The organism is Faecalibacterium sp. AF28-13AC (assembly GCF_003478405.1).
In the GTDB taxonomy this organism is placed as follows: Bacteria; Bacillota; Clostridia; order Oscillospirales; family Ruminococcaceae; genus Faecalibacterium; species Faecalibacterium prausnitzii_E.
Genome location: NZ_QUFG01000010.1, coordinates 1 through 22003, shown reverse-complemented (window position 1 = coordinate 22003; position 22003 = coordinate 1). Strand labels below are relative to the sequence as shown.

Genomic DNA, 22003 nt, shown 5'->3' with positions numbered 1-22003 from the left:
AATCGTTTCCTGCTTTCTATTCTACACGTTTTCGGGCAGGAAAGCAATCCGGAAGCACAGGCTCAGATGACTTTCTTTTCCAGCCAGCTCCCCTTGAAGAAGCGGATGGCAAAGAAGAGGGAGCGGAACAGCCAGTCCAGGAACATGCCGCCCCAGATGCTGAGCAGATTGCCCTGATGCAGGCCCAGGACCATCAGGTAGCAGAAACCCACCCGGAACACCCACATGGAGAAGACGCTGACCGTCATTGTGAAGGTGGCGTCGCCGGCGGCGCGGAGGATGTTGGGCAGGGTGAAGCTGGACGGCCAGATGAACAGCGAGATGATATTGAACCAGACCATCACCTGCAGCGCCATGGCGTTGGACTCCGGGGAGAGGTTGAACCAGGACAGGGTGATCCGGTTCAGGAAGAAGAAGGCCGACAGGTTCATGATCCAGGCACCTGCATAGGCCACCAGCAGGAAGCGGCGGGCGTAGTGTTTGGCCTGCTCTTTTTCGCCTGCACCCAGGCACTGGCCGATGACGGTGAGCACCGCCATGCCGACCGCGTTGGCCGGAACATTCAGGAAGGTGGTGATGTTGCCCGCCACGGCGTTGGCCGCAATGGCCGAGGTGCCGAGAGTGGACGTCAGGCTGGAGACTGACAACTTGCCGATCTGGAACATGCCGTTCTCGATGCCGGCCGGGATGCCCACCCGCAGGATGCGGCGGATGAGGGGCAGGTCGGGCTTCAGATCGGTCAGGTGCTCGATGCGGAGCAGACAGCCGGGCTTTTCCAGCAGGTAGATGACCGCAAAGCAGGCGATCATCCGGGAGACAAGGCTGGCCAGCGCGGCACCCATGACGCCCATCTTAAAGTAGAAGATGAGCACGGCGTTGCCGCCGATGTTCACCACGTTCATCACCAGACTGGACAGCATGCTGATCTTGCTGTTGCCCTGTGCGCGGAAGAGCGCAGCACCGGCGTTGTACACACCGATGAAGGGATAGCTCAGCGCCGAGAGCAGGAAATACGTCTCGGCGTAGCGCATGACGTCGGCGTCAATGGAGCCGAAGATGCCCCGCAGGATGCCGTGCCGCCCCACCGCGACCACGGCGGCGACCACGGCGCTGAGCGAGATCATGATGAACAGGATCTGGGCGGCGGCGGCCTTGGCGTTCTTCGGTTCCCGGTGGCCGATGTACTGGCTGGCGACGACGGCGCCGCCGGTGGCAAGCGCGCTGAGCAGCTGGATCATCAGCACGTTGAACGAGTCCACCAGGCTGACGCCCGACACGGCCGCTTCGCCGACCGAGGAGACCATCAGGGTATCGGCCAGACCGATGGTCACGCTGAGCGCCTGCTCGGCGATCAGCGGCAGCAGCAGGGCGCTGAGCTGTTTGCGGGTAAACAGCGGCTTGGTTGTTGTGGTTGTCATAGTTCCTCCTCTTGCTCTGGGATGTCATGGAACTAAGCATAACGCGGAATCGCAGGAAAATCAAGATGTTGTATCCAAGAACCTCGCAAAATTTTAAGAAACAAAGTGCCGTCGGTTCCCTTTACCCCTGCGGTGGGATGTGATAGAATGAAACTGGACTTCTGTGTGCAGCACAGAAGAAGGTAAATGAATGAACGATTCCATAGAGAGAGGAAAGATTATGCCAAAGGCAGCCCATAAAGTCGTGGTCATCGGGCACCGCAACCCGGACACCGACTCCATCTGCTCCGCCATTGCGTATGCGGAACTGAAAAACAAGACCAGCGACCTTGTCTGCGAGGCGCGCCGCGCGGGCCGGATGAACCAGGAGACTGAGTTCGTCCTGAAAAAGTTCAGCGTGACCCCGCCCCGCATGTGTACGGACGTCAACCCGAAGATCCGGGATGTGGATTACCGCGAGATGCCCGGCATCCCCGGTGCCACCAGCCTGCGCCGTGCGTGGGAGATCATGCGCGACCAGAAGATCGACACCCTGCCCATCACCAGCGCAGAAAACGATCTGGAGGGCATCATCACGGTCAAGGACATCGCGACCGCCAACATGGACGTCTTCGACACCGGCGTTCTGGCCAAGAGCCGGACCAGCTTCCGGAACATCCTCGAAACGTTGGGCGGCACCATGGTGGTGGGCGACGAGAACGCCGTCTGCACCACTGGCTACATCAAGATCGGCACCGCCACCCCCGAAATGCTGGAAAGCAATGTGGAAAAGGGCGACATCGTCATCCTGACCAACCGGTACGAGAGCCAGCTGTGCGCCATTGAGAAGGAGGCCTCCCTCCTCATCATCTGCAACGGCTCCAAGGTGGGCCACACCATCCAGCGCATTGCCGACGAAATGGGCGTCGCCATCATGACGACCCCCTACGATACCTACGCGGCCGGCAAGCTCATCAGCCAGTGCGCCCCCATCTCCTATTATATGACCCGCGAAGACATCCTGAAGTTCACCCTCGTCACGCCGGTGGCGGATGTCATGCGCGTCATGGCCAAGGTGCGCCACCGCTATTTCCCCATCCTCGATGAAGAGGGCAAATATTGCGGCATGGTCAGCCGCCGCAACATCATCGCCCTGCGCAAGCGCCGCATCATCCTGGTGGACCACAACGAGGCCACTCAGGCCGTGGAGGGCTTCGACCAGGCGGAGATCCTGGAGATCATCGACCACCACCGCATCGGCAGTCTGGAGACCAGCGGCCCGGTCTACTTCCGCAATCAGCCGGTGGGCTGCACCGCGACCATCATCACCCAGATGTACGACGAGAACGGCGTGGAGATCCCGGCCCAGACCGCCGGTCTGCTGCTGGCGGCCATCCTGTCGGATACGCTGGTCTTCCGCAGCCCCACCTGCACCCCGGTGGATGTGGCGGCGGCCAAGCGTCTGGCCCAGATCGCCGGTGTGGACATCGACGAGTTTTCCACTGAAATGTTCGAAGCCGGTGAAAAACTGGACGGCAAGACCCCCGAAGAGGTCTTTTTGCAGGACTTCAAGGTCTTCATGTGCGGCGATATCCGCTTCGGCGTGGCGCAGGGCAGCTACATGACCCGCAAAAACCTGCTGGCCGCCGAAAAATTGCTCAAACCCTACCTCGAAGAGGCCCGCAACAAGCAGAATGTGGAGGATATCTATATGCTGCTGACCGATGTGCCCAAGGAGGAGAGCGTCGTCATCTGCGAAGGCCGCTATGCCGCCGAGGTGCTGTCGGACGGTTTTGAGACCCAGCCCGCCGAAGACGGCAGCTGGACCCTGCCCGGCGTCGTCAGCCGCAAAAAGCAGTTCATCCCCGCCATGATGAGCGCATATCAGGAACTGTAAAGCCCCGAACAAACACGAAGCCCCCCGGAAGCCTGCATTCCGGGGGGCATTGTGTTGAGTGGGAGTTCAGCCTGCGATGCCTTTTTCATCTCTTTATAAGAAGCATAACACAAAATCGTGGTGAAATTGTGTAAATTCGGGATGAATTTTCACAGCCTGCGGCGGCTCGTGTGCAGATCGTTCCGGAAGATGCGCCCGGCCACCGGTTGAGAGGGCCTGTTTTTTGTGGTACAATAGAGGCGGAAATTTGCGAAAGAAAGGATCTTTTGATGCAGCTATTTGAACTGGTCTCCCCGCGTCTGTTCCGCCCGCTGGCGGGGCCGAACCGGGCGTTTTATGCCGAGCTGCTCCTGCTGCTGTGGGAGGAGTGCCGCCACACGGCGGATTACAGCATCTCCCGCGCCGAAGCCGTCTCCCGCGCGGAGGATTACTTTGCGGCTCTGGCAAAGCCGCTGGCGCTGGACGCCGACGACGCCGGAGACGAGGCCGAGCAGCCCACCCGCGACCCGCATCTGCTGGCGCTGGGCTTTCTGCTGCGGCTGCGGCGCACCGGCTGGCTGGAAGAGCAGCCCGGCAGCTATGAGGAGGAACCCTCGCTGGCCTTTGTGCCGGAGGTGACGCCTCTGCTGGAAGCGCTGGAAGAGATCCTGAACCCGCGTGTCGTCACCTATACCGGCAAGCTGTACAAGGCCTGGCAGCTGCTGCGGGGCATCGGGGAGGAGAAGAGCCCCTACGAGAATGTCCTGCGGGAGGTCGCGTCCGACCTCGAAGCGCTGAACAAGTCGCTCCGTGCGCTCAATGCCTCCATCGGCCACTACATCGACCGGCTCACCCGCAACCGCACCCCGCAGGAGGTGCTGGAGCTGTTCGACCAGTACGAGGAAAAGGTCGTTGCGGCAGCGTACCACCGGTTCAAGACCAGCGACAACCTGTTCAACTACCGCGCCTACCTCGAAGAGGGGCTGGACGACTGCGAGGCAAACTATCTGCCGCAGCTGGCGCTGGATTATGCCCGCGTGGAGCGCTGTGCGCCGAACGAGGCCGCCCCGGCGGTGCGGACCCTCATCCAGAAGCAGCGGGATGCGCTGGAAGAGATGAGCGGCCTGATGAAGCAGATCGACGCCAGCCACATCCGCTACCGCAAGCGTGCCGTGCAGCGGGCGCAGTTTCTGCTGCTGAGCGACCGCTCGGCGCAGGGCAGCGTCACGGCGCTGCTCCGCCGCTATGCCGAGGAGATCAAGACGCCGGACCAGCTGTTCGAACCGGATGACGGCCCGGTGGCAAAGCATCTGCACCTTTACCCGGTGCAGGTCTTCGGCGAAAAGCCGCTCTACCCGCCCGCCGCGCCCCGCAGCGAGGTGCCGCTCAGGCCGGTGGAGACCGGAACGCTGGACCCGGAACAGCTGCAAAAGGAGCAGCAGCTCCTGCTGGAATACGCCCGGATGGCCGTGACCGAAGAGAACGTGGCCCTGCTGGCGCAGCAGGCCCTTGCCGCCCGCAGACAGGTGGCGGCGTCCACGCTGGCCGACGAATATCCCAGCGACTTTGCCCGCATCATCGGCCTGCACACCTACTCGCAGTCGCCGCGGCGGGACTATGACATCGAACGGACCGGGAAGTGGGTCGAGCGGGGTGGCTTCCGGTTCGAAGAATTTATCCTGATGCCCCGCAAGGAGGAACCCCATGGCCGAAACGAATAAACTGCTGGAAGAGACCGCAAACTATCTGCTCAACCACTGCTTTCTGCTGGGCAGTGTGGAGGACCAGCGGTCGAAGTATCTCTATGTGCAGGACCACCTGAACGAGGTGCGGGCCGTGTTCGCGCCGCTGGGCTATGCGGTCCTGCTCTACCCGGCCCCGCTGCAGGCGGCGGCGCTCGTCAACGAGCACGAGGGCAGCCAGGCCCGGCTGCTGAAATACGAGAGCATCCTGCTGCTGGTGCTGCGCCTGCTCTACCTGCAAAAGCGGGAGAGCCTCTCGGCCAGTGCAGACCAGGTTCTGGTCACGGTGGAAGAAGTGCAGGCCGAACTGCAAAAAATGAACCTGCCCCGGCGGCTGGACCAGCTCACGCTGGAAAAGCTGCTGCGCACCCTGCGCCGGTACAATCTGGCCCGGTCCGTGGGCCGTCTGACCGGGCTGGACAGCCGCATCGAGGTCTTCCCGACCGTGCTGCTGGCGCTGCCGGATGCCGACCTCGCCGATGCCGCTGCCGAGAGCAGCCGCACCCGGAACGAGCTGGCCCTGTACGAACGCCCGGAGGGCGAATCCAGTGCGGAGGATGAAGAATGATCGAATTAAAACGCCTGAAACTCATCAACTGGCACAACTTTGAGAACGTCACCTTCGACTGTGCCCGCCTGACCTATATGATCGGCGTCAATGCCGTGGGCAAGACCACCATTCTGGACGCCATCCGCTACTGCCTGACCACCAACCGCAATTTCAATGCCCTGGGCAATAAAAAGAGCGGCCGCACCCTGCAAGGCTCCGTCCACGCCAAGCAGCGCGGCGAGAACGCCTACCGCCGCCCCGGCCGGACGGTGGCCTATATCGGTGCCGAGTTCTGGGACAGCGCCAAGCGGACGCCCTTCGTCATCGCGGTGCGCGTCGAGTCCGAGGGGCCCATGCAGGAGCTCCACCCCGGCGACCAGACCTGGTACATCTCCGAGGACGGCATCACGCTGGAAAAGCTGCCCTTTCTCGACCCGCGCACCGGGGCCCCCAGCGCCAGAGAGGATTTCAAGCCCGCTGTGGGCCGTCTCTCCTATACCCGCAGCCCCAGCGAGGCGCGGGACCGCATCTGCCGTGCGCTGGGCATCGGCCGCGCATCCAGCCCGCTGGGCAAAAAGTTCAATGAGGTGTTCCAGATGGGCACCAGCATGGACGAGATCCCGAACTTCCGGGAATTTCTGTATCAATACATCCTGCCCCAGCCGGAACTGGATCTGGACGCGCTGCAGGGCGACCGGGTGGAGCTGGAAAACCTCCACGCCGTGCTGGCCGAGGCGCAGACCCGCGCCGCCGCGCTGGAACAGATCGTGGAATACGGCCGGGAAGCCGCATCCAGAGAGACGGACGCCCTGGTCAACCGGGGCGCGGCCCTGCTGGCCCGCGCCGAGGCCGACGCCGGAGAAGACGCCGTCTGGCAGGGGCATCTCGACGCCGGACGCCGCCAGCTGGCCGAGCGGAACGCCGCCTATGAAGCGGCCAAGAACGCCGAGGCCGAGGCCCGCCGGGCCTATCTGGCCGCCCATGGGGCAGCTTCGGCCAGCGGCGAGGGCCGTGCGCTGGACGCCATGACCGAGGAACTGGCCCGCAGGAAGACCGCACTGGATGCCGCCGCCCGGAAGGTGGCGGCGCTGGAACAAACGGCGGATGCCGTCACGAACCTGCTGACGGTGCTGGCCCGCAGTGGCTTCGGGGTCGAAAAGGCGCTCTGGCCGGCCGCTCTGACCGCGGAACAGCTGCCCGCGCTGACCGAAGCGCTGGACCGGCTCGAAAAGCCGCTGGAAGAGCAGTATTTTGCCGCGCGGCAGAACGCCGCCGACCTGGCCCGCGCGCAGGAAGAAAAGCGCGCCGAGCTGGACGCGGTTTCGGGCGGCAAGTGGGTCTACCCCCACGGCGATGCCGCCACCAGAGTCCGCGATGCCGTCAACGCCGAGCTGAAGAGCCGGGGCATGACGCCGGACGCAAAGATCTTCTGTGAGCTGCTGAACGTAGCCGACGAGAGCTGGCAGGACTGTGTGGAAGCCTGCCTCGGCGACCGCCGGTTCGATATCCTCGTCCCGCCCAACCACTACGCCGCCGCCAAGAGCGCCTTTGTGGCGCTGGGCGAAACGGTCGGGCCCATCAGCCTGCTGGATACACCGGGCATCCGCACCGCCAACCGCCGCGCGGAGACCCGCCCGGCTGACAGCCTTGCCGCTCAGGTGGAGAGCGAGAACCCGCTGGCCGCACAGTATGCGGACACCATCCTCCGCCGCATCGTCTGCTGCGAGACGCCGGACACGCTGGAACACTTCCCGGACAGCGCTACCCGTGACCTGCTGCGTCACCATCCGTTCCGGCTGGAACGCCTGCGCCGACCCCAGCGGTATATCGGTCTGGACGCCCGCCGCGCCCGCGCCGGTGCGCTGGAAGAGGAGCTGACGGCCCTCGGTGAACGCCGCCGCGAGGGCGTGCAGACCGAACGGTCGCTGAAGACGGCCTACGACCAGTACCAGAACATCCTGCGCGGCCGCGCACTGGAAACGCTGGCCGGGCTGTGGGAAGGCCGGGACGCCCTTGCTGCCGCCAAGGCCGACTATGCGGCACAGGCCCAGAAGCTGGCCGACTGCCGGGAGAACCCGCTGCTGCAGGAGCTGTATCGGGAAGAGGAGACCCGCGAAGCTGCCTGGGAAGCAGCCCGCAAGGCAGTGGAACAGGCAGGCGGCGATATCCGCGTCTGTGAAAAGCAGCTGGCTTCCTGCGCGGCAGAGCAGGGCCGGGCCGTGGCCGCAGCGCAGCAGAGCGCCGGGGCGGCCCAGACCTTCTTTGAAAAATATCCGCTGCTGGAGCCGCTGGCACAGGAGCGCAAAAAGGGCCTCATGACCGGGGGCCGCACAGCCCGCGCCGCTGCCCAGGCGGCCGAAAAAGCGCAGACCAAACTGGACGACACCCTGCAAAGCTACCTCACCGCCACGCTGGAACCGGCCCAGAAGGCGTACAACGAGCGGTACGTCTGCGATTATCCGCTGGGCCTTGCGGGCATCGAGCAGTACCGCGCCCAGCACGAGAGCCTCGTCCGCATCGACCTGGAGCGCTACGCCGCCCGCCTGGACCAGGCCCAGCGCGACTGCAAGGACCGCTTCCGGAAAGACATCCTCTTCCGGATGAAAGACGACATCTTCAACGCCCGCCGCCAGTTCCGGGAGCTGAACAAGGTGATGGAGCAGCTGACCTACGGCGAAGAGGTCTACCGCTTCGAGCTGGAACCCAGCCGTGACCCGCAGCTGGCCGCGTTCTATCAGGTCATCGTGGACAAGGGCAACCAGCAGATGACCGACACCGACTCGCTGGACAACCTCGCCGCCACGGCCGACCCCGTTTACGAGCGGCAGGTGGATGAGCTGATGGAAAAGATCATGGCCGACGTGGACGAGAACACCCGCGCCCGGCAGGAGGGCCGCAGCACCTCCGGTGCCACCCTGTCCGACTATGTGGATTACCGCACCTATCTGGACTACGACATCAAGGTCACGAACACGGTCTCCGGCCAGCAGGCGTATCTGTCCCGTGTCAGCCGCGATTCCTCCGGCGGCGAGAATCAGGCCCCGTTCTATGTGGCCATCTGTGCTTCGCTGCTGCAAATTTATCAGAAGAGCGAGAACAGCATCCGGCTGGTCCTGCTGGACGAGGCCTTCAGCAAGATGACCAGCGACCGCATCCGCCCCATGATGGAGCTGTTCCGCCGCCTGCAATTGCAGGTCCTGCTCATCTCCACTGTCGAGAAGAGCACGGCCATCCAGCCCTATTGCGACATCACCTATTCTATTGTGCGCCATGGCGACGCCAACGCCATCGCGCCGTTTTACCGGCTGACGGCCCCGCAGCCCGCGCCGGAGAAGGAGACTGAACCATGAGCGATACCCTTGCAAAATTCTGGCTGTTTGCCACCCACTGGATCAAGCTCGACACCTTTGACAACGAGGATGAGCTGAACGACGAACTGGAGCTGCTCCAGCGCCAGAGCCTGCCCACCAAAGTCCGCACGATGAAAAACAAAGAGGGGAAGGAAGAACTCGTCCTCTACGTCAAGCAGGCCGACCGCGATTATGCCCGCTACTGCACCGGCTGGCGCCCCGGCGGGATGATGTAAAAAAGGAGATCTCATGCCAAAGCACCCCATCCAGTTGTCCGATCACTTTACCGATTCCCGGCTGATCCGGTTCGTGCTGCCCTGCATCGGCACGATGCTGTTCACCTCCATCTACGGCATCGTGGACGGCCTGTGCGTCTCGAACTTCGTGGGCAAGACGGCCTTTGCGGCGGTCAACCTCATCATGCCGCTGCCCATGCTCATCGGCAGCATCGGCTTTATGCTGGGCACCGGCGGCAGCGCCATCGTGGGCATCACGCTGGGCGAGGGCGATGGAAAAAAGGCGGACGAACTTTTCAGCCTCTTCCTCAGTTCGGCCCTTGCAGCGGGCATCGTGTTCAGCGCCGTTGGCCTGGTCATCATTGAGCCGGTGGCGGAGCTGCTGGGCGCAAAGGGGGAGATGCTGGACTATGCGCTGCGGTATGGCCGCATCCTGCTGGTCAGCCTGCCGACCTTTATCTTGCAGAACATGTTCCAGAGCTTCTTCGTCACGGCCGAAAAGCCCCATCTGGGATTCGCTTTCACCGTGGGCGCGGGCTGCACCAACATGGTGCTGGACGTCGTGCTGGTGGGGGTGCTCCGCTGGGGCGTTGAGGGTGCCGCTGTCGCGACCTTCCTCAGCCAGATCGTCGGCGGCCTGCTGCCGGTGTTCTATTTCCTGGACCGGAACAACACCAGCCGCCTGCACCTGAGCCGGACGAAGTTCCATGGCCACGTCCTGCGGAATGCCTGCATCAACGGCTCGTCGGAGCTGATGACCAACCTCTCCATGTCGCTGGTCAACATCCTCTACAATTACCAGCTCCTCCGCTTTGCGGGCGAGGACGGCGTGGCGGCTTACGGCGTCATCATGTATGCCGCCTTCCTCTTTGTGGCCGTCTTCGTGGGCTATGCCGTCGGCAGCGCCCCCATCGTCAGCTACCACTACGGTGCCCGCAATCACCGGGAGGTCCACAACCTTTATTCCATGAGCTTCCGCCTCATCGGCGTGGTGGCCGTCGTCATGACCATCGGTTCGATGTTCCTCATCCCGCATGTGGCCCGCATCTTCGTGGGCTACGATGCCGGGCTGCTGGCACTGACCACCCATGCCTTCCGGCTCTATGCGCTGAGCTTCCTCATCATGGGCTTCAACGTCTATGCGTCGTCCTTCTTTACCGCGCTGGGCGACGGTGTGACGAGCGCCCTCATCTCTTTTCTACGCACCCTGTTGTTTCAGGTGGCGGCGGTCTTCGCACTGCCGGCGCTCATGGGGATGGATGGCATCTGGCTGGCCGTCACGGCCGCCGAGCTTGCTGCGCTGGGGGTGAGCGTGTATATGTTCGTGACAAAAGATCGGAAATTCCATTACCGTCATGTGTGACGCGCTAGGACAACGAAAGCCGCCGGGGCCCCGGCGGCTTTCGTTGTCATGCAAATGTATACTCGACGAACTCGCAGTTCCGGATGCCGAAGGCGGCATACTCCTCGTTGGTCATATCGTAAAAGTAAGACCGCACCACGCGGGCGATGCCGTTGTGGGCGACCAGCAGATAGGTCTTGCTCTCGTCGGCCCGCAGCTCGTCCAGCAGGTCGTAGATGCGCTGGGCCAATTGCAGCATACTCTCGCCGCCGGAGTAGCGGTCGGCAAAGTGGGTCTTGGAGACTTTGAACTCGGCCCCATCGCGGGGCGTCCCCTCGTAGCGGCCAAAGCACTGCTCCCGCAGGCGGGGTTCCGGGCGGGCCGGGATGCCGGTGGCCTCGGCGATGGCCAGAGCGGTGTCGGCAGCGCGGGACAGGGGAGAATACAGGATCTCGTCAATGTGGACCCCGCTGTCCCGGACATGGGCCCCCAGTGCAGCGGCCTGCGCCCGGCCGCGGGCGGTCAGCGGGCTGTCGGTCATGCCGCAGATCTTGTTTTCAACGTTCCAGACGGTCTCGCCGTGGCGGGTAAAATATAAGCTGTGCATAGAGGCTCCTTCAGAGTTTGATGAGGGTATGGTGGTCGAGCCGGACGGTGTCGCCTTCGTCGATGCCAAGGCGGGTCAGCGCAGCGTCCGGGTAGGCGATGACCCGGCGTTCACCGGTCTCGTCCTCCAATAAGACATCGCAGCAGACGGGCTGCCCTTCCGGCAGCTCCTCGCAGCCGTACAGCTGCTCGTCGATGCGCAAAACGCGGTATGTCATACGATCTTCCTCGAAAAATACAGTGTTCTCGTTTTACAGATGATTCTCCCGGCAGGGGAGAACGTGGTATTCTTATTATAAAGCCCCGATGCGCTGCCGTCAACTTGACAGCCCGGCGCCGGGGCTGATACAATAGGATAAAATGGTTCCACACGACGCCAAAAGGAGAGAAGAGCTTGAACATTACAGAATTGCGCTATCTGGTCGCCATCATGCAGTGGGGGTCGGTCAGCGCTGCGGCAAAGCAGCTGTATGCGGCCCAGCCCAACATCAGCAAGGCGCTGAAAAATCTGGAAGAGGAGTATCACATCCGCATCTTTGAGCGCTCCTCCACCGGCATGATCCCCACCGAGCAGGGGCGGCGGTTCATCGAGCAGGCCGAGCGGGTGCTGGAAGATGTGGACCGCCTGAGCCGGAGCGTCGAGGAAGAGCAGGAGCGCTGCGCGGAGCTGCGGGTGATGCTGCCCCATGCGACCTATGCGTCCTATGCGGCGGTGGATTATCTGGAACAGGCGGTGCATCTGGAGCGGGTGCATATCCACATCCGGGAGGGCGGCTCGATGGAGGCGCTGGATTTCGTGCTGCGGCGGGGCTATCACCTGGCGCTGCTGCGCTATGCGGTGGAGGACGATGAACACTACACCCACTACTGCGCCCGGCGGGGGCTGAAGATGGAGCCGGTGATGGACTTCGAATATCAGCTGCTCACCAACCGGGACGGCCCGCTGGCCCGGCACGAGGTGCGCGACCTGACCGAACTGAACCAGTATATGGAGATCCGGCACGACGACTTTCAGCTGCCCGGCGAGGAGGGCGGCGACGGTGTGCGCTGGCATGTGAACCAAGCCCGGCGTATCCATGTGTATGAGCGGTGCAGCCAGTTTTCGATCTTGCAGCGGCTCCCGTCTGCGTATATGTGGGCGTCACCCATGCCCCGCAAGGCGCTGGAACAGTATCATCTGGTGCTGAAGAAATGCCCGGCCCAGCGCCAGCAGATGCGGGATGTCCTGGTCTATCCGGACAAGGGTGGCCTGCGGGCGGAGGAACAGGCGTTTGTCGATCTGCTCCACAAACAGGCGGCCCAGACCATGAAATGAGAAGCCGCCGGCAAAGAAGCGGCTAAAGTTTTGGCTCCGGAATTGATAAAAATAGAGAAATGTGGCAAAGAAACGAAACCGAAAATTCGGTTTCGTTTCTTTTTTGCTGGCTTTTCGACAAAAAACAGACCGGACAACGGTAAAAATTCTTAGCAGGTATATCGGATACGATATACCCCTATGCTGGAAAAATATTGTGCAGATGATGAAAAATATGTTACCATGAGGCCAGAGATTGGGAGCTGCCCGGCGGCGGAATGGGGCCGCGGACAGCACCGAAAAAAGGAGGTTTCTGGTATGATCAGTTTCTTGCTCTGTCTGGCGCTCTTGATCGTGGGCTACTTCGTCTACGGTAAGATCGTAGACAACACCTTCGGCCCGGACGACCGCGAAACTCCGGCTGTGCGCATCAACGATGGCGTGGACTATGTCGTGATGCCGCAGTGGAAATTGTTCCTCGTCCAGCTGCTGAACATCGCGGGCCTCGGCCCCATCTTCGGCGCCATGCAGGGCGCTCTGTGGGGGCCGGTGGTCTTCCTGTGGATCACCTTCGGCACGATCTTTGCGGGCGGTGTCCATGACTACTTCTCCGGCATGATGAGCGAGCGCAACGACGGCGCTTCCATCGCCGAGATCACCGGCAAATACCTTGGCCCGGTGATGCAGAACGTGATGCGTGTCTTCTCCGTGGTTCTGCTCATCATGGTGGGCACGGTGTTTGCGGTCGGCCCTGCGGGCCTGATCGTGGAGCTGTGCAGCCAGAGCGGTGCATCCGGCGTGTTCACTTCGCTGCTGTTCTGGCTCATCATCATCCTGGTGTATTACTTCATCGCGACCTTTATCTCCATTGACGCGGTCATCGGCAAGATCTACCCCATCTTCGGCATCTGCCTCATCATCATGGCCATCGGCGTCATCTTCGGTATCTTCACAAACCCTGCCTATACGATCCCGGAGATCTGGGATCACTTCGGCAGCATGCACCCGTCGGGCACCCCGATCTGGAGCTTCATGTTCATCACGGTCGCCTGCGGCGCTATTTCCGGCTTCCACTCCACCCAGTCGCCTCTGATGGCGCGCTGCATGAAGAGTGAGAAGCAGGGCCACTTCGTTTTCTACGGTGCCATGGTCTGTGAGGGCGTCATCGCTCTGATCTGGGCCGCAGCCGGCTGCTCTCTGTACGAAGTCACCGGCGGCCTGAACACCGGTCTGGCACAGGCGCTGGCCATGGGCCAGTCCAAGGCCATCTACGATGTCTGCTCCAAGACCATGGGCGGCGTGGGCATTGCGCTGGCCATGGTGGGCGTCGTCGTCTGCCCCATCACTTCTGGTGATACCGCCTTCCGTTCCGCGCGTCTGACGCTGGCCGACTGGTTCAAGATCGACCAGGACGGCTACGCGAACCGCCTGAAGCTCTGCATCCCCGTTCTGGGTGTCGGCGCCTTCCTGGGCATCGGCAACGCGCTGGGCTTCATCAACTACACGGTCATCTGGCGTTACTTCAGCTGGACCAACCAGACGCTGGCCATGATCGTCCTGTGGGCCGCTTCCATGTACCTCTTCAAGGAAAAGAAGAACTACTGGATCACGGCTGTGCCTGCTACCTTCATGAGCGCTGTGTCCTGTACCTACTTCGTGCTGGCTCCGGAGTGCCTGGGCGGCCTGCTGAACAGCAAGACTGCGGAAGGCGCGACCATCTACAATACGGCGGTCGCATACCCTGTGGGTATCGTCTTTGCCGCTGCGATGCTGGCCCTGTTTATCCACGCCACCAAAAAGGCTGGCGTCAGGAAAGCCGCATGATCCGATGAGATCCTGAGTTCCTCTTCTAATATTTGCCCATTCACAGAAGACCGGCCGCCGGGAAGTCCCCGGACGGCCGGTCTTCGTTTGCAACGGGAGAAACCCGGCTGAATAACAAAAAAGCACTGAAAATCGCGCAAAAATTGCAGGCGTGGTCAAACTGCACAAAAAACAGGCGGAAAGTTTGGGAGCTGCAACTTTCGTCGGTCAAAATCACACAAAGAACGTTTTCGGAAAAGAAAATTTGCCGAGGAGACGCTAAAAATCTTTGCCAAAAGAAACGCCTGAAACCCCACCATATACTTTTTGATATGAGGGCTATGCGGGAAAGATATTGTTCGAGTTATGAAAAATGTGTTAACATGAAGCCAGACATGGACCACGCACGGCAGAATGGGGCCGTGGGCGTGGATCTGAAAAAGGAGGTTTCTGGTATGATTAGTTTCTTACTCTGTCTGGCGCTCCTGATCGTAGGCTATTTTGTCTATGGCAAGATCGTGGACAACACGTTTGGACCGGACGACCGTGAAACTCCCGCTGTGCGCATCAACGATGGCGTTGACTACGTCGTGATGCCGCAGTGGAAGCTGTTCCTCGTCCAGCTGCTGAACATCGCGGGCCTCGGCCCCATCTTTGGTGCACTGCAGGGTGCTCTGTGGGGCCCTGTGGTGTTCCTGTGGATCACCTTCGGCACCATCTTTGCAGGCGGCGTCCACGACTACTTCTCCGGTATGATGAGCGAGCGCAACGAAGGCGCTTCCATTGCAGAAGTTACCGGCAAGTATCTGGGACCTGTGATGCAGAACATCATGCGTGTGTTCTCTGTCGTGCTGCTGATCATGGTCGGCACGGTGTTCGCAGTCGGCCCTGCTGGCCTGATCGTGACCCTGTGCAAGAACAGCGGGATGAGCGGTGTGCTCACCACCACCCTGTTCTGGCTGATCATCATCTTGGTCTATTACTTCATCGCGACCTTTATCTCCATTGATGCCATCATCGGCAAGATCTACCCGGTCTTCGGCATCTGCCTGATCATCATGGCAGTGGGCGTTATCTTTGGCATCTTCACCAACCCCGCCTACACCATCCCCGAACTGTGGGATCACTTCGGCAGCATGCACCCGTCGGGCACCCCGATCTGGAGCTTCATGTTCATCACGGTCGCCTGCGGCGCTATTTCCGGCTTCCACTCCACCCAGTCGCCTCTGATGGCGCGCTGCATGAAGAGTGAGAAGCAGGGCCACTTCGTCTTCTACGGCGCAATGGTCTGCGAAGGCATCATCGCTCTGATCTGGGCTGCTGCCGGCTGCTCTCTGTACGAAGTCACCGGTGGTCTGAACACCGGTCTGGCCGCTGCTCTGGCCGAAGGTCAGTCCGCCGCCATCTACGACGTCTGCTCCAAGACCATGGGCGGTGTCGGCATTGCCCTGGCAATGATCGGCGTCGTCATCTGCCCCATCACCTCTGGTGATACCGCGTTCCGTTCCGCTCGTCTGACTCTGGCCGACTGGCTGAAGCTGGACCAGGACAGCTACGGGAACCGCCTGAAGCTCTGCATCCCCGTTCTGGGTGTCGGCGCCTTCCTGGGCATCGGCAACGCGCTGGGCTTCATCAACTACACCGTGATCTGGCGTTACTTCAGCTGGACCAATCAGACGCTGGCCATGATCGTTCTGTGGGCCGCTTCCATGTACCTGTTCAAGGAGAAGAAGAACTACTGGATCACCGCTGTGCCCGCTACCTTCATGAGCGCTGTGTCCTGCACTTACTTCGTGCTGGCTCCGGAGTGCCTGGGCGGCCTGCTGAACAGCAAGACCGCTGAGGGTGCCACCATCTACAATACGGCAATCGCATACCCTGTGGGCATCGTCTTCGCCGTTGCAATGCTGGCCCTGTTTATCCATGCTACCAAGAAGCACACGGAGAAGAAAGCCGCATAACCCATTCAAGGCGGCATAACCCCCTGTGATCTCAAGACCGGCCGCTGCCCACACCAGCGGCCGGTCTTGCTTTTGGCTAAGAGTGGAAAAGACTCTTGCATTTTGCGAAAAACAGTGGGACAATGGGTACAAACAAAACGCAAAAGAGGGATACACTATGCTGTTCAAACCTGCACAACTGGGTCTGGCAAAACTCGGCGCTGCCGAGCTGGAAGCAGACAAAAAAGCCTGCAAAAAGATCGGCCCCTGCGGCGTCGGCAAAAAGGCGCTGTACCTCAACAGCTTTTACATCGACCGCTGCTATTATCTGCCTTACGGCAGCATCACCCGCGCGTTCAAGCGGGTCGCCATGAGCCAGGGCGGCTTTACCGGCAAAGGGATGTTTGCCTCCATGGCCTATCTGGTGGTGGAGTACGACGGCGGCAAGCAGAAGCAGTGCAACTTCAAGGATGAGCGGGACGTGGACGCCCTGCTGGACGTTCTGGCCAAAGAGCAGCCGCAGATCAAGCGGCTGAGCGCGGCAGGCGAGCAGACCGTGCAGAAGAAGGAGGCCGAAAAGGCCGCCCGCAAGCTGCCGGAGCTGACGAAAGACGCCGAGCACAGCCTGACGGTGCTGCGCCGGGCAAAAGAGTACCTGGAAGCCAAGCCGGAGATTTCGGACGAGCTGAGCGCCGCCGAGCGCCGCAAGCGCGCCCAGCTGCAGAGCAAGCCGGTGTACCGCTATGTCGCATTGGCCATCTTCCTGTTCGGCCTTGTGGCCGCAGCCTACGGCCTCTATGCCATCACGAACCATGTGGGTAATTACGGCATCTACTTTGCGCTGTTCGGCTTTGCGGCCATCTTCCTCTTTTCCAGCTACAACATGCTGCCCACCGCCCGCAACAACCACAGCGCCATCATGAAGCGGGCCGACCGGGCCGAGCAGGCCGCAGCAGACTATGTGAAGCGCTACCCGAACGGTGCGTTCCCGGTGCCGAGCTATTACGCACACCCGACCGTCCTCAAGCAGATGATGGACGCCATCGAAGAGGGCCGCGCCGTCACCGTGCCGGAGGCGCTGGAGGCCGTCAAGGCCCGCCTGAAGGCGTTGAACGCCGACGTTCAGGTCGAGCAGGAGGAATACGACGAGGTCGTCCTCATCAAGGCGATGTTCCTGAACCACCAATACGCATAAGGAATGCAACGAAAGCTCCTCGTTTCCGGGGAGCTTTTGTTGTGCCAAACTTCGGTCTGGATACGCCCGCGCTGCTGGCCCGCAATTACGAGGACTATCAGCGGGTGCTGACGGGAGAAGTAAAGGTGTAATGAAACAAAAAAGGCAGATGCCGCATCGAACGGCATCTGCCTTTTCTTATGTCTGAACGGTTTACAGCGACGCAGGGACCGGCTCCCGGAAAATTTTCATGGCCTGCTTGTAGCAGTGGACGAAGTAGACGATCTCCGCCAGAGCGGTCAGTATCCAGGAGCAGGGGTAGAGCAGATAAAGCGAGGGGATGGTGTGGAAGTGGGCAAAGATGGTGTACACCCAGATGACGCGGAAGACGCAGGAGCCCAGGATGACGATGACGGTGGGCACGACGGTCTTGCCCAGGCCGCGGGAGGCGGCGATGGTGCAATCCATAAAGGCCGAGATGCAGTAGGCCAGACCCATGACGCCCACACGCTTCATGCCGGCGTCGATGACGGCAGGCTCGGTGGTGAAGAGGGCCAGGAACTCGCGGCCGAACACGAACAGGCTGCCGCCCAACAGCAGGCCCACACCAAAGGAATAGCCCAGCGCGATGAAGTAGCTCTTCTTCACGCGGTCGGGCTTGCCTGCGCCGTAGTTCTGGCTCATGAAGCTGGCACAGGCCATGTAGAAGGCGGCCATGCAGTCGTAGATGAGGTTGTCGGCGTTGGCGGCGGCGGAGTTGCCCTTGACCATGAGGGAGTCGAAGGAGTTGACGCCTGCCTGGATGAAGAGGTTGGCGATGGCGAAGACGGCGTTCTGGAACCCGGCGGGCAGGCCCAGCGCCAGAATGCTCCGGGTCATGGCCGGGTCGAGCCGGGCTTCCCGGAAATGCAGGGTGTAGCAGTCCTGCACCTGAGTCAGCGCGTGGAGGATGAGCCCGGCGGAAACGCATTGCGAAATGGCACTGGCCAGCGCCACGCCCATGACATCCAGCTTGCAGACGATGACGAAGAAGAGGTTGAGCAGGATGTTCAGCACACCCGCGATGCTCAGGAAGTACAGCGGCTTTTTGGTGTCGCCGATGGCGCTGAAGATGGCGTTGCCAAAGTTGTAGAGCGCCAGTGCGGGCATACCGAGGAAGTAGACCCGCAGGTAGAGGATGGCACCGGGCAGCAGGTCTTCCTTGGTGTTCAGCAGCCGCAGCAGGGCGGGGGAGCCCAGCAGACCCACGAACAGCAGCACCACACCGGCGATGAGGCTGACCACCAGCGCCGAGTGAACGGTGCGGCGGACGTCATCGGTGTGCCTGGCCCCATAGAAGCGGGCCACCAGCACGTTGATGCCGTTGCTCAGGCCGATGAGAAAACCGGTGAACAGGGTGACGAAGATGCTCGTGGAACCCACCGCACCCAGCGCCGTGGAACCGGCGAACCGGCCCACGACCGCGACGTCCGACATGTTGAACAGCACCTGCAGCAGGTTGGACAGTGCCAGCGGCAGGCTGACCAGAAGGATCTGCTTGGCCAGAGGGCCTTCCGTCAGCGATTTGGTGTTTGACTTCATAACTTGATGATTCCTTTTCCTGATCCGAAACTGTGCCCGCGCACACCGGGGCACAAGCTCTATTATAAGGCCCGGCGGCGCTTTTGCAAGATGAAAAACCCAAAAAGCAGAGGTGAAATTTTAACGCGCCGCCCGATGATTTTTCAGAAGGATGCTCCGGATGCAGAAATTGGGCCGACAAGGGCGAAGATTTCTATTTGCAATTTCTGTCCGGCTGTGCTATACTACCTTATACTGAATCCATTCAGAAGATGTGCGATCGTAGCTCAGCTGGATAGAGCGTTCGGCTCCGACCCGGAAGGCCAGAGGTTCGAATCCTCCCGGTCGCATGAAATCCCCAGTACACTTTCGTGTGCTGGGGATTTTTATTTGCGGCCGGGAGGATTCGAACAGCACGGCCCCGCCGCAGGCGGGGTAAGCAATCAGCCCAGCGGGCTGTTGCTTAGTGCGCGGTTCCTAGACCCGTAGGAACGTCGAACAAGAGGACTGGCGTTCATTTGCGGCCGGGAGGATTCGAATCTCATTTCAGATTCTCCATCAGTTTTGCCGCCAGCGTCTCGGCTTCTTTGGCCGGGACCCAGATATCCGGAGAAAGGCCACGCATTTCTTCAAAATAATCTGCACCCTCCGGCAGCAGATAGACACATACGGATGTCATTATAACCGAGCATTTGCTGTTCGGCAGTTCCACATGCCCACCATTTCCGATCATACATCCATTTGTGTTTTCTCCGATGATCAGGCTGTTTTCCAGATTATAGGCAAGGTCCATTGTGATTTCTGCAGAAGAGGCAGAGCATTTTCCGCTTAAAAGAATCAGAATGTTGTCGTGCGTTTGCCACCGATGAGCTATCGCTACGGATACCGGATTAACAACGTCATAGCGGACTCCATTGCCCTGTACACGCTGGCGGCTGTATCGGGTGATCCACTGATGAGCTACTTCTTCATATCCGCCGACATTGGAGCGCAGATCCAGCATGGAAATCGCAGCATCACTCATTTGTGCCGCCGCAGCATTGACCTCCTGCAGGAAAGAGCCATCAAAGCTGTTGAACTGGAACACCGGGATTCCATCTGTCTGGCGAAGATCGGTATTCTGGTCTTTGGGAAGCTCTTTATAATACTGTCTCCATGCGTCTGCTGTCAATACATCCGTACTGCCATCGGCATAGTGCACGGTCAATTGCTCGTCGCACACATGCTTGTCCCACTCGGTTCCATCAAATTTTGCTTCTTTCAGCAGCACAGGATAGTACACAAGATATCCTTCTTGGGAAATGGAACGTTTGAACAGTGTATCCAAGTCTGGATGGCCGTCTACCGATACGACCGTCTTACCTTTGGAATCCTGATATCCGCTGTCGGTTTTAACGAACATCACCTGCCGGAAAAAGAAGGGGATCTCCTTTTCCGCCGGGAAGTTGTGATTGATATTGAAATGGCCGTCCTTGATAAAGGTGAGGTGTTTCACCAAAACCTCCTGTAAGTCTTTGCAGGTCAGGTTGTCTTTTGCTTGAAGCTCTTGTAAAATCTCTGCTTTTGCCTGATCGAATACAGTGTGCCCGCCAAAATAGTCATAGAAGGCAAAATCATAATAGAAGGCATCGAAGAGATAGTTCACATCTTCTTCGGCTTCTTCCAGACTTAATTCTTTGGCGGCATTGTATTCGCTGTAGGTATCGGTGACGTAATCAAAATATTTCTGTGCATCGGCGGGGTCATCGTAATGCCGCAGATAGGGTGTCGGGTCGGCGGCAGGAGCCGCTTCCCAACGCTGATGCTCTTCGTTGATTTCTGCGAGCAGTTCCGCTTTGGTTGGTTGATTGTCTTTTACAAGCTGTGTGACCTTGGTACAGCCGGAAAAGCTCACGAGCATGATCAGACAGCAGAACAGAGATACGAGTTTGGAATTCATGGTGTGGCACTCCTTTTGATTTTGATATTACCCTTTCCGATTTTTCTGCCAGATGCGGTATAAGCCATCGGTGATGAGGGTCTCGCGGTAGAGAATGTTCGTGTGGCAGGCTTCGCGGATGGTGCGGGGCAGATTGCCGGTGGCGTAGAATTTGAGCTCCGGGCCGAGTTCGGCGCGGAAGCGCTCAGCCAGTCCGTCCAGCAGGCTGGCGGTGCCCAGCACGAAACCGTTCTGCAGGCAGGCAGCGGTGTTCTTGCCCAGAATGGAGGCTGAAGCTGGTGCCGAAAGGTCGATCTGGGGCAGCTGGGCGGTCTTCTGGACCAGCGCCGCCTGCGACAGCTGCGGGCCGGGCAGGATGACGCCGCCCACAAGCTCCTGTTTTTCGTTCACGGCCATGATGGAGATGGCTGTGTCGGCGGAGATGACGGCCAGCGGGCCGGGCGTCTCGGCCAGCGCGGCAACGGCGCCGCACAAAAGCTCTGCACCCAGCTGGGCCGGATTGTCCAGCCGCAGCTTGATGCCGCTCTTCAGGCCCGGACCAACGGTCAGAAAGCGGGCGGAGCAGAGCATCCGCAGCGCCGCCAGGACGCGGCCCGTCAGCGCGGGCACGACACTGCCCAGAATGCCTCCCTCAATGCGCTCGGTCTGGACGCGGTACAGAGAGAGCAGATTCAGCAGATCCATGGCATATTCGTCAATGGTCGCTGCTGCGTCGGAGTGCAGACGCCCGCTGAATTGCAGGGCGTCGTGTTCGTATCCGGCGATGGTGATGTGTGTGTTGCCGATGTTGACCGTCAGGATCATGGTCGGGGGCCTCCTCTGCCTCTATAATGTAATTATATAATATAACAGCGCCCGCAAAACTGCAAGCTCCCCTTGGAAAAGGGGAGCCGGGACGGCCGTGGCCGTCCCGGAGGGGTTCGACTTCCTGCCCGAACGCAGCAATTTGAAGTTTTTTGAAAAAACTTGTAAAAAGTGTTGACATCCACCCCAGTGTATGGTATTATACTTGAGCGCCAAGCGCTGAGACAAAAGAATGACTTCTGAAGCCTCAGCTGAGAAGCGAGAGAAAAGAACCAATAGACGCCGAAAGATTCCAGTCAGTTCTGAGAAATCTGAAGCAGTCCAAGTTCAAAACGTTCGAAACGCTTCGAAAAAAGTGCTTGACAAAAAATCACTTCTGTGATAAAATAA

The 22003-nt window shown here is 60.2% G+C and carries 16 protein-coding genes and 1 tRNA gene; 11 read left to right on the top strand and 6 right to left on the bottom strand.

Going from position 1 to position 22003, the window contains the following annotated elements; translation table 11 throughout:
- Positions 1-62 precede the first annotated feature (62 nt).
- Positions 63-1418, bottom strand: a complete 1356-nt coding sequence (locus tag DWY95_RS13350) for an MATE family efflux transporter (RefSeq protein ID WP_118553878.1) — start codon at positions 1416-1418, stop codon at positions 63-65.
- Positions 1419-1638: 220 nt separating this feature from the next.
- Between DWY95_RS13350 and DWY95_RS13345 the strand changes: the two genes are divergently transcribed.
- From DWY95_RS13345 to DWY95_RS13320, 6 genes are all read left to right on the top strand, one after another.
- Positions 1639-3294, top strand: coding sequence for a putative manganese-dependent inorganic diphosphatase (locus DWY95_RS13345; protein ID WP_118553877.1), 1656 nt, complete (start codon positions 1639-1641; stop codon positions 3292-3294).
- 269 nt (positions 3295-3563) lie between these two features.
- Entirely contained in the window at positions 3564-4994 is a 1431-nt protein-coding gene (locus tag DWY95_RS13340) for a Wadjet anti-phage system protein JetA family protein (protein WP_118553876.1), read from the top strand.
- A complete protein-coding gene (locus DWY95_RS13335; RefSeq protein ID WP_118553875.1) occupies positions 4978-5583 on the top strand; it encodes a DUF4194 domain-containing protein in 606 nt (201 codons plus the stop codon). The genes DWY95_RS13340 and DWY95_RS13335 overlap by 17 nt, the downstream gene beginning before the upstream one ends.
- Positions 5580-8915 (top strand): SbcC/MukB-like Walker B domain-containing protein, encoded by a 3336-nt coding sequence (locus DWY95_RS13330; RefSeq protein WP_118553874.1) that lies wholly within the window; start codon positions 5580-5582, stop codon positions 8913-8915. Before DWY95_RS13335 ends, DWY95_RS13330 begins: the two co-directional genes overlap by 4 nt.
- Positions 8912-9151: a hypothetical protein gene (locus tag DWY95_RS13325; RefSeq protein ID WP_118553873.1), complete on the top strand. Its 240-nt coding sequence runs from the start codon at positions 8912-8914 to the stop codon at positions 9149-9151. Before DWY95_RS13330 ends, DWY95_RS13325 begins: the two co-directional genes overlap by 4 nt.
- A 13-nt stretch (positions 9152-9164) precedes the next feature.
- Complete coding sequence (locus DWY95_RS13320) at positions 9165-10514, top strand: MATE family efflux transporter (RefSeq protein WP_118553872.1); 1350 nt, start codon at positions 9165-9167, stop codon at positions 10512-10514.
- A gap of 46 nt (positions 10515-10560) precedes the next feature.
- On the opposite strand, the gene DWY95_RS13315 is transcribed toward DWY95_RS13320, so the two are convergent.
- Both DWY95_RS13315 and DWY95_RS13310 read right to left on the bottom strand, forming a co-directional pair.
- The gene (locus tag DWY95_RS13315) at positions 10561-11100 is read right to left on the bottom strand and encodes a histidine phosphatase family protein (RefSeq protein ID WP_118553871.1); all 540 of its coding nucleotides are present in this window, start codon (positions 11098-11100) and stop codon (positions 10561-10563) included.
- 10 nt (positions 11101-11110) lie between these two features.
- Positions 11111-11317 carry a hypothetical protein gene (locus DWY95_RS13310; protein ID WP_118553870.1) on the bottom strand — a complete coding sequence of 69 codons (207 nt, stop codon included), beginning with the start codon at positions 11315-11317 and terminating at the stop codon, positions 11111-11113.
- A gap of 176 nt (positions 11318-11493) precedes the next feature.
- Here DWY95_RS13310 and DWY95_RS13305 point away from each other — a divergent pair, with 176 nt between their 5' ends.
- The 4 genes from DWY95_RS13305 to DWY95_RS13290 all read left to right on the top strand — a co-directional run bounded on the left by DWY95_RS13305 (position 11494) and on the right by DWY95_RS13290 (position 17331).
- Positions 11494-12414 carry a LysR family transcriptional regulator gene (locus DWY95_RS13305; RefSeq protein ID WP_118553869.1) on the top strand — a complete coding sequence of 307 codons (921 nt, stop codon included), beginning with the start codon at positions 11494-11496 and terminating at the stop codon, positions 12412-12414.
- A gap of 297 nt (positions 12415-12711) precedes the next feature.
- Positions 12712-14217, top strand: a complete 1506-nt coding sequence (locus DWY95_RS13300) for a carbon starvation CstA family protein (protein ID WP_118553868.1) — start codon at positions 12712-12714, stop codon at positions 14215-14217.
- A 434-nt stretch (positions 14218-14651) separates the two neighbouring features.
- Positions 14652-16157 (top strand): carbon starvation CstA family protein, encoded by a 1506-nt coding sequence (locus tag DWY95_RS13295; protein WP_118553940.1) that lies wholly within the window; start codon positions 14652-14654, stop codon positions 16155-16157.
- A 157-nt stretch (positions 16158-16314) separates the two neighbouring features.
- On the top strand, positions 16315-17331 hold the full coding sequence (locus DWY95_RS13290) for an ATPase P (RefSeq protein WP_097791313.1): 1017 nt from the start codon (positions 16315-16317) through the stop codon (positions 17329-17331).
- Between the two features lie 192 nt (positions 17332-17523).
- Here DWY95_RS13290 and DWY95_RS13285 read toward each other — a convergent pair whose 3' ends face one another.
- Positions 17524-18891 carry an MATE family efflux transporter gene (locus tag DWY95_RS13285; RefSeq protein WP_118553867.1) on the bottom strand — a complete coding sequence of 456 codons (1368 nt, stop codon included), beginning with the start codon at positions 18889-18891 and terminating at the stop codon, positions 17524-17526.
- A 255-nt stretch (positions 18892-19146) separates the two neighbouring features.
- Between DWY95_RS13285 and DWY95_RS13280 the strand changes: the two genes are divergently transcribed.
- Positions 19147-19220: transfer RNA gene (locus DWY95_RS13280), tRNA-Arg, on the top strand.
- A 191-nt stretch (positions 19221-19411) separates the two neighbouring features.
- On the opposite strand, the gene DWY95_RS13275 is transcribed toward DWY95_RS13280, so the two are convergent.
- Positions 19412-20809 (bottom strand): S41 family peptidase, encoded by a 1398-nt coding sequence (locus tag DWY95_RS13275; RefSeq protein WP_118553866.1) that lies wholly within the window; start codon positions 20807-20809, stop codon positions 19412-19414.
- Positions 20810-20836: 27 nt separating this feature from the next.
- Positions 20837-21613: a type III pantothenate kinase gene (locus tag DWY95_RS13270; protein ID WP_118553865.1), complete on the bottom strand. Its 777-nt coding sequence runs from the start codon at positions 21611-21613 to the stop codon at positions 20837-20839.
- Positions 21614-22003 lie beyond the last annotated feature (390 nt).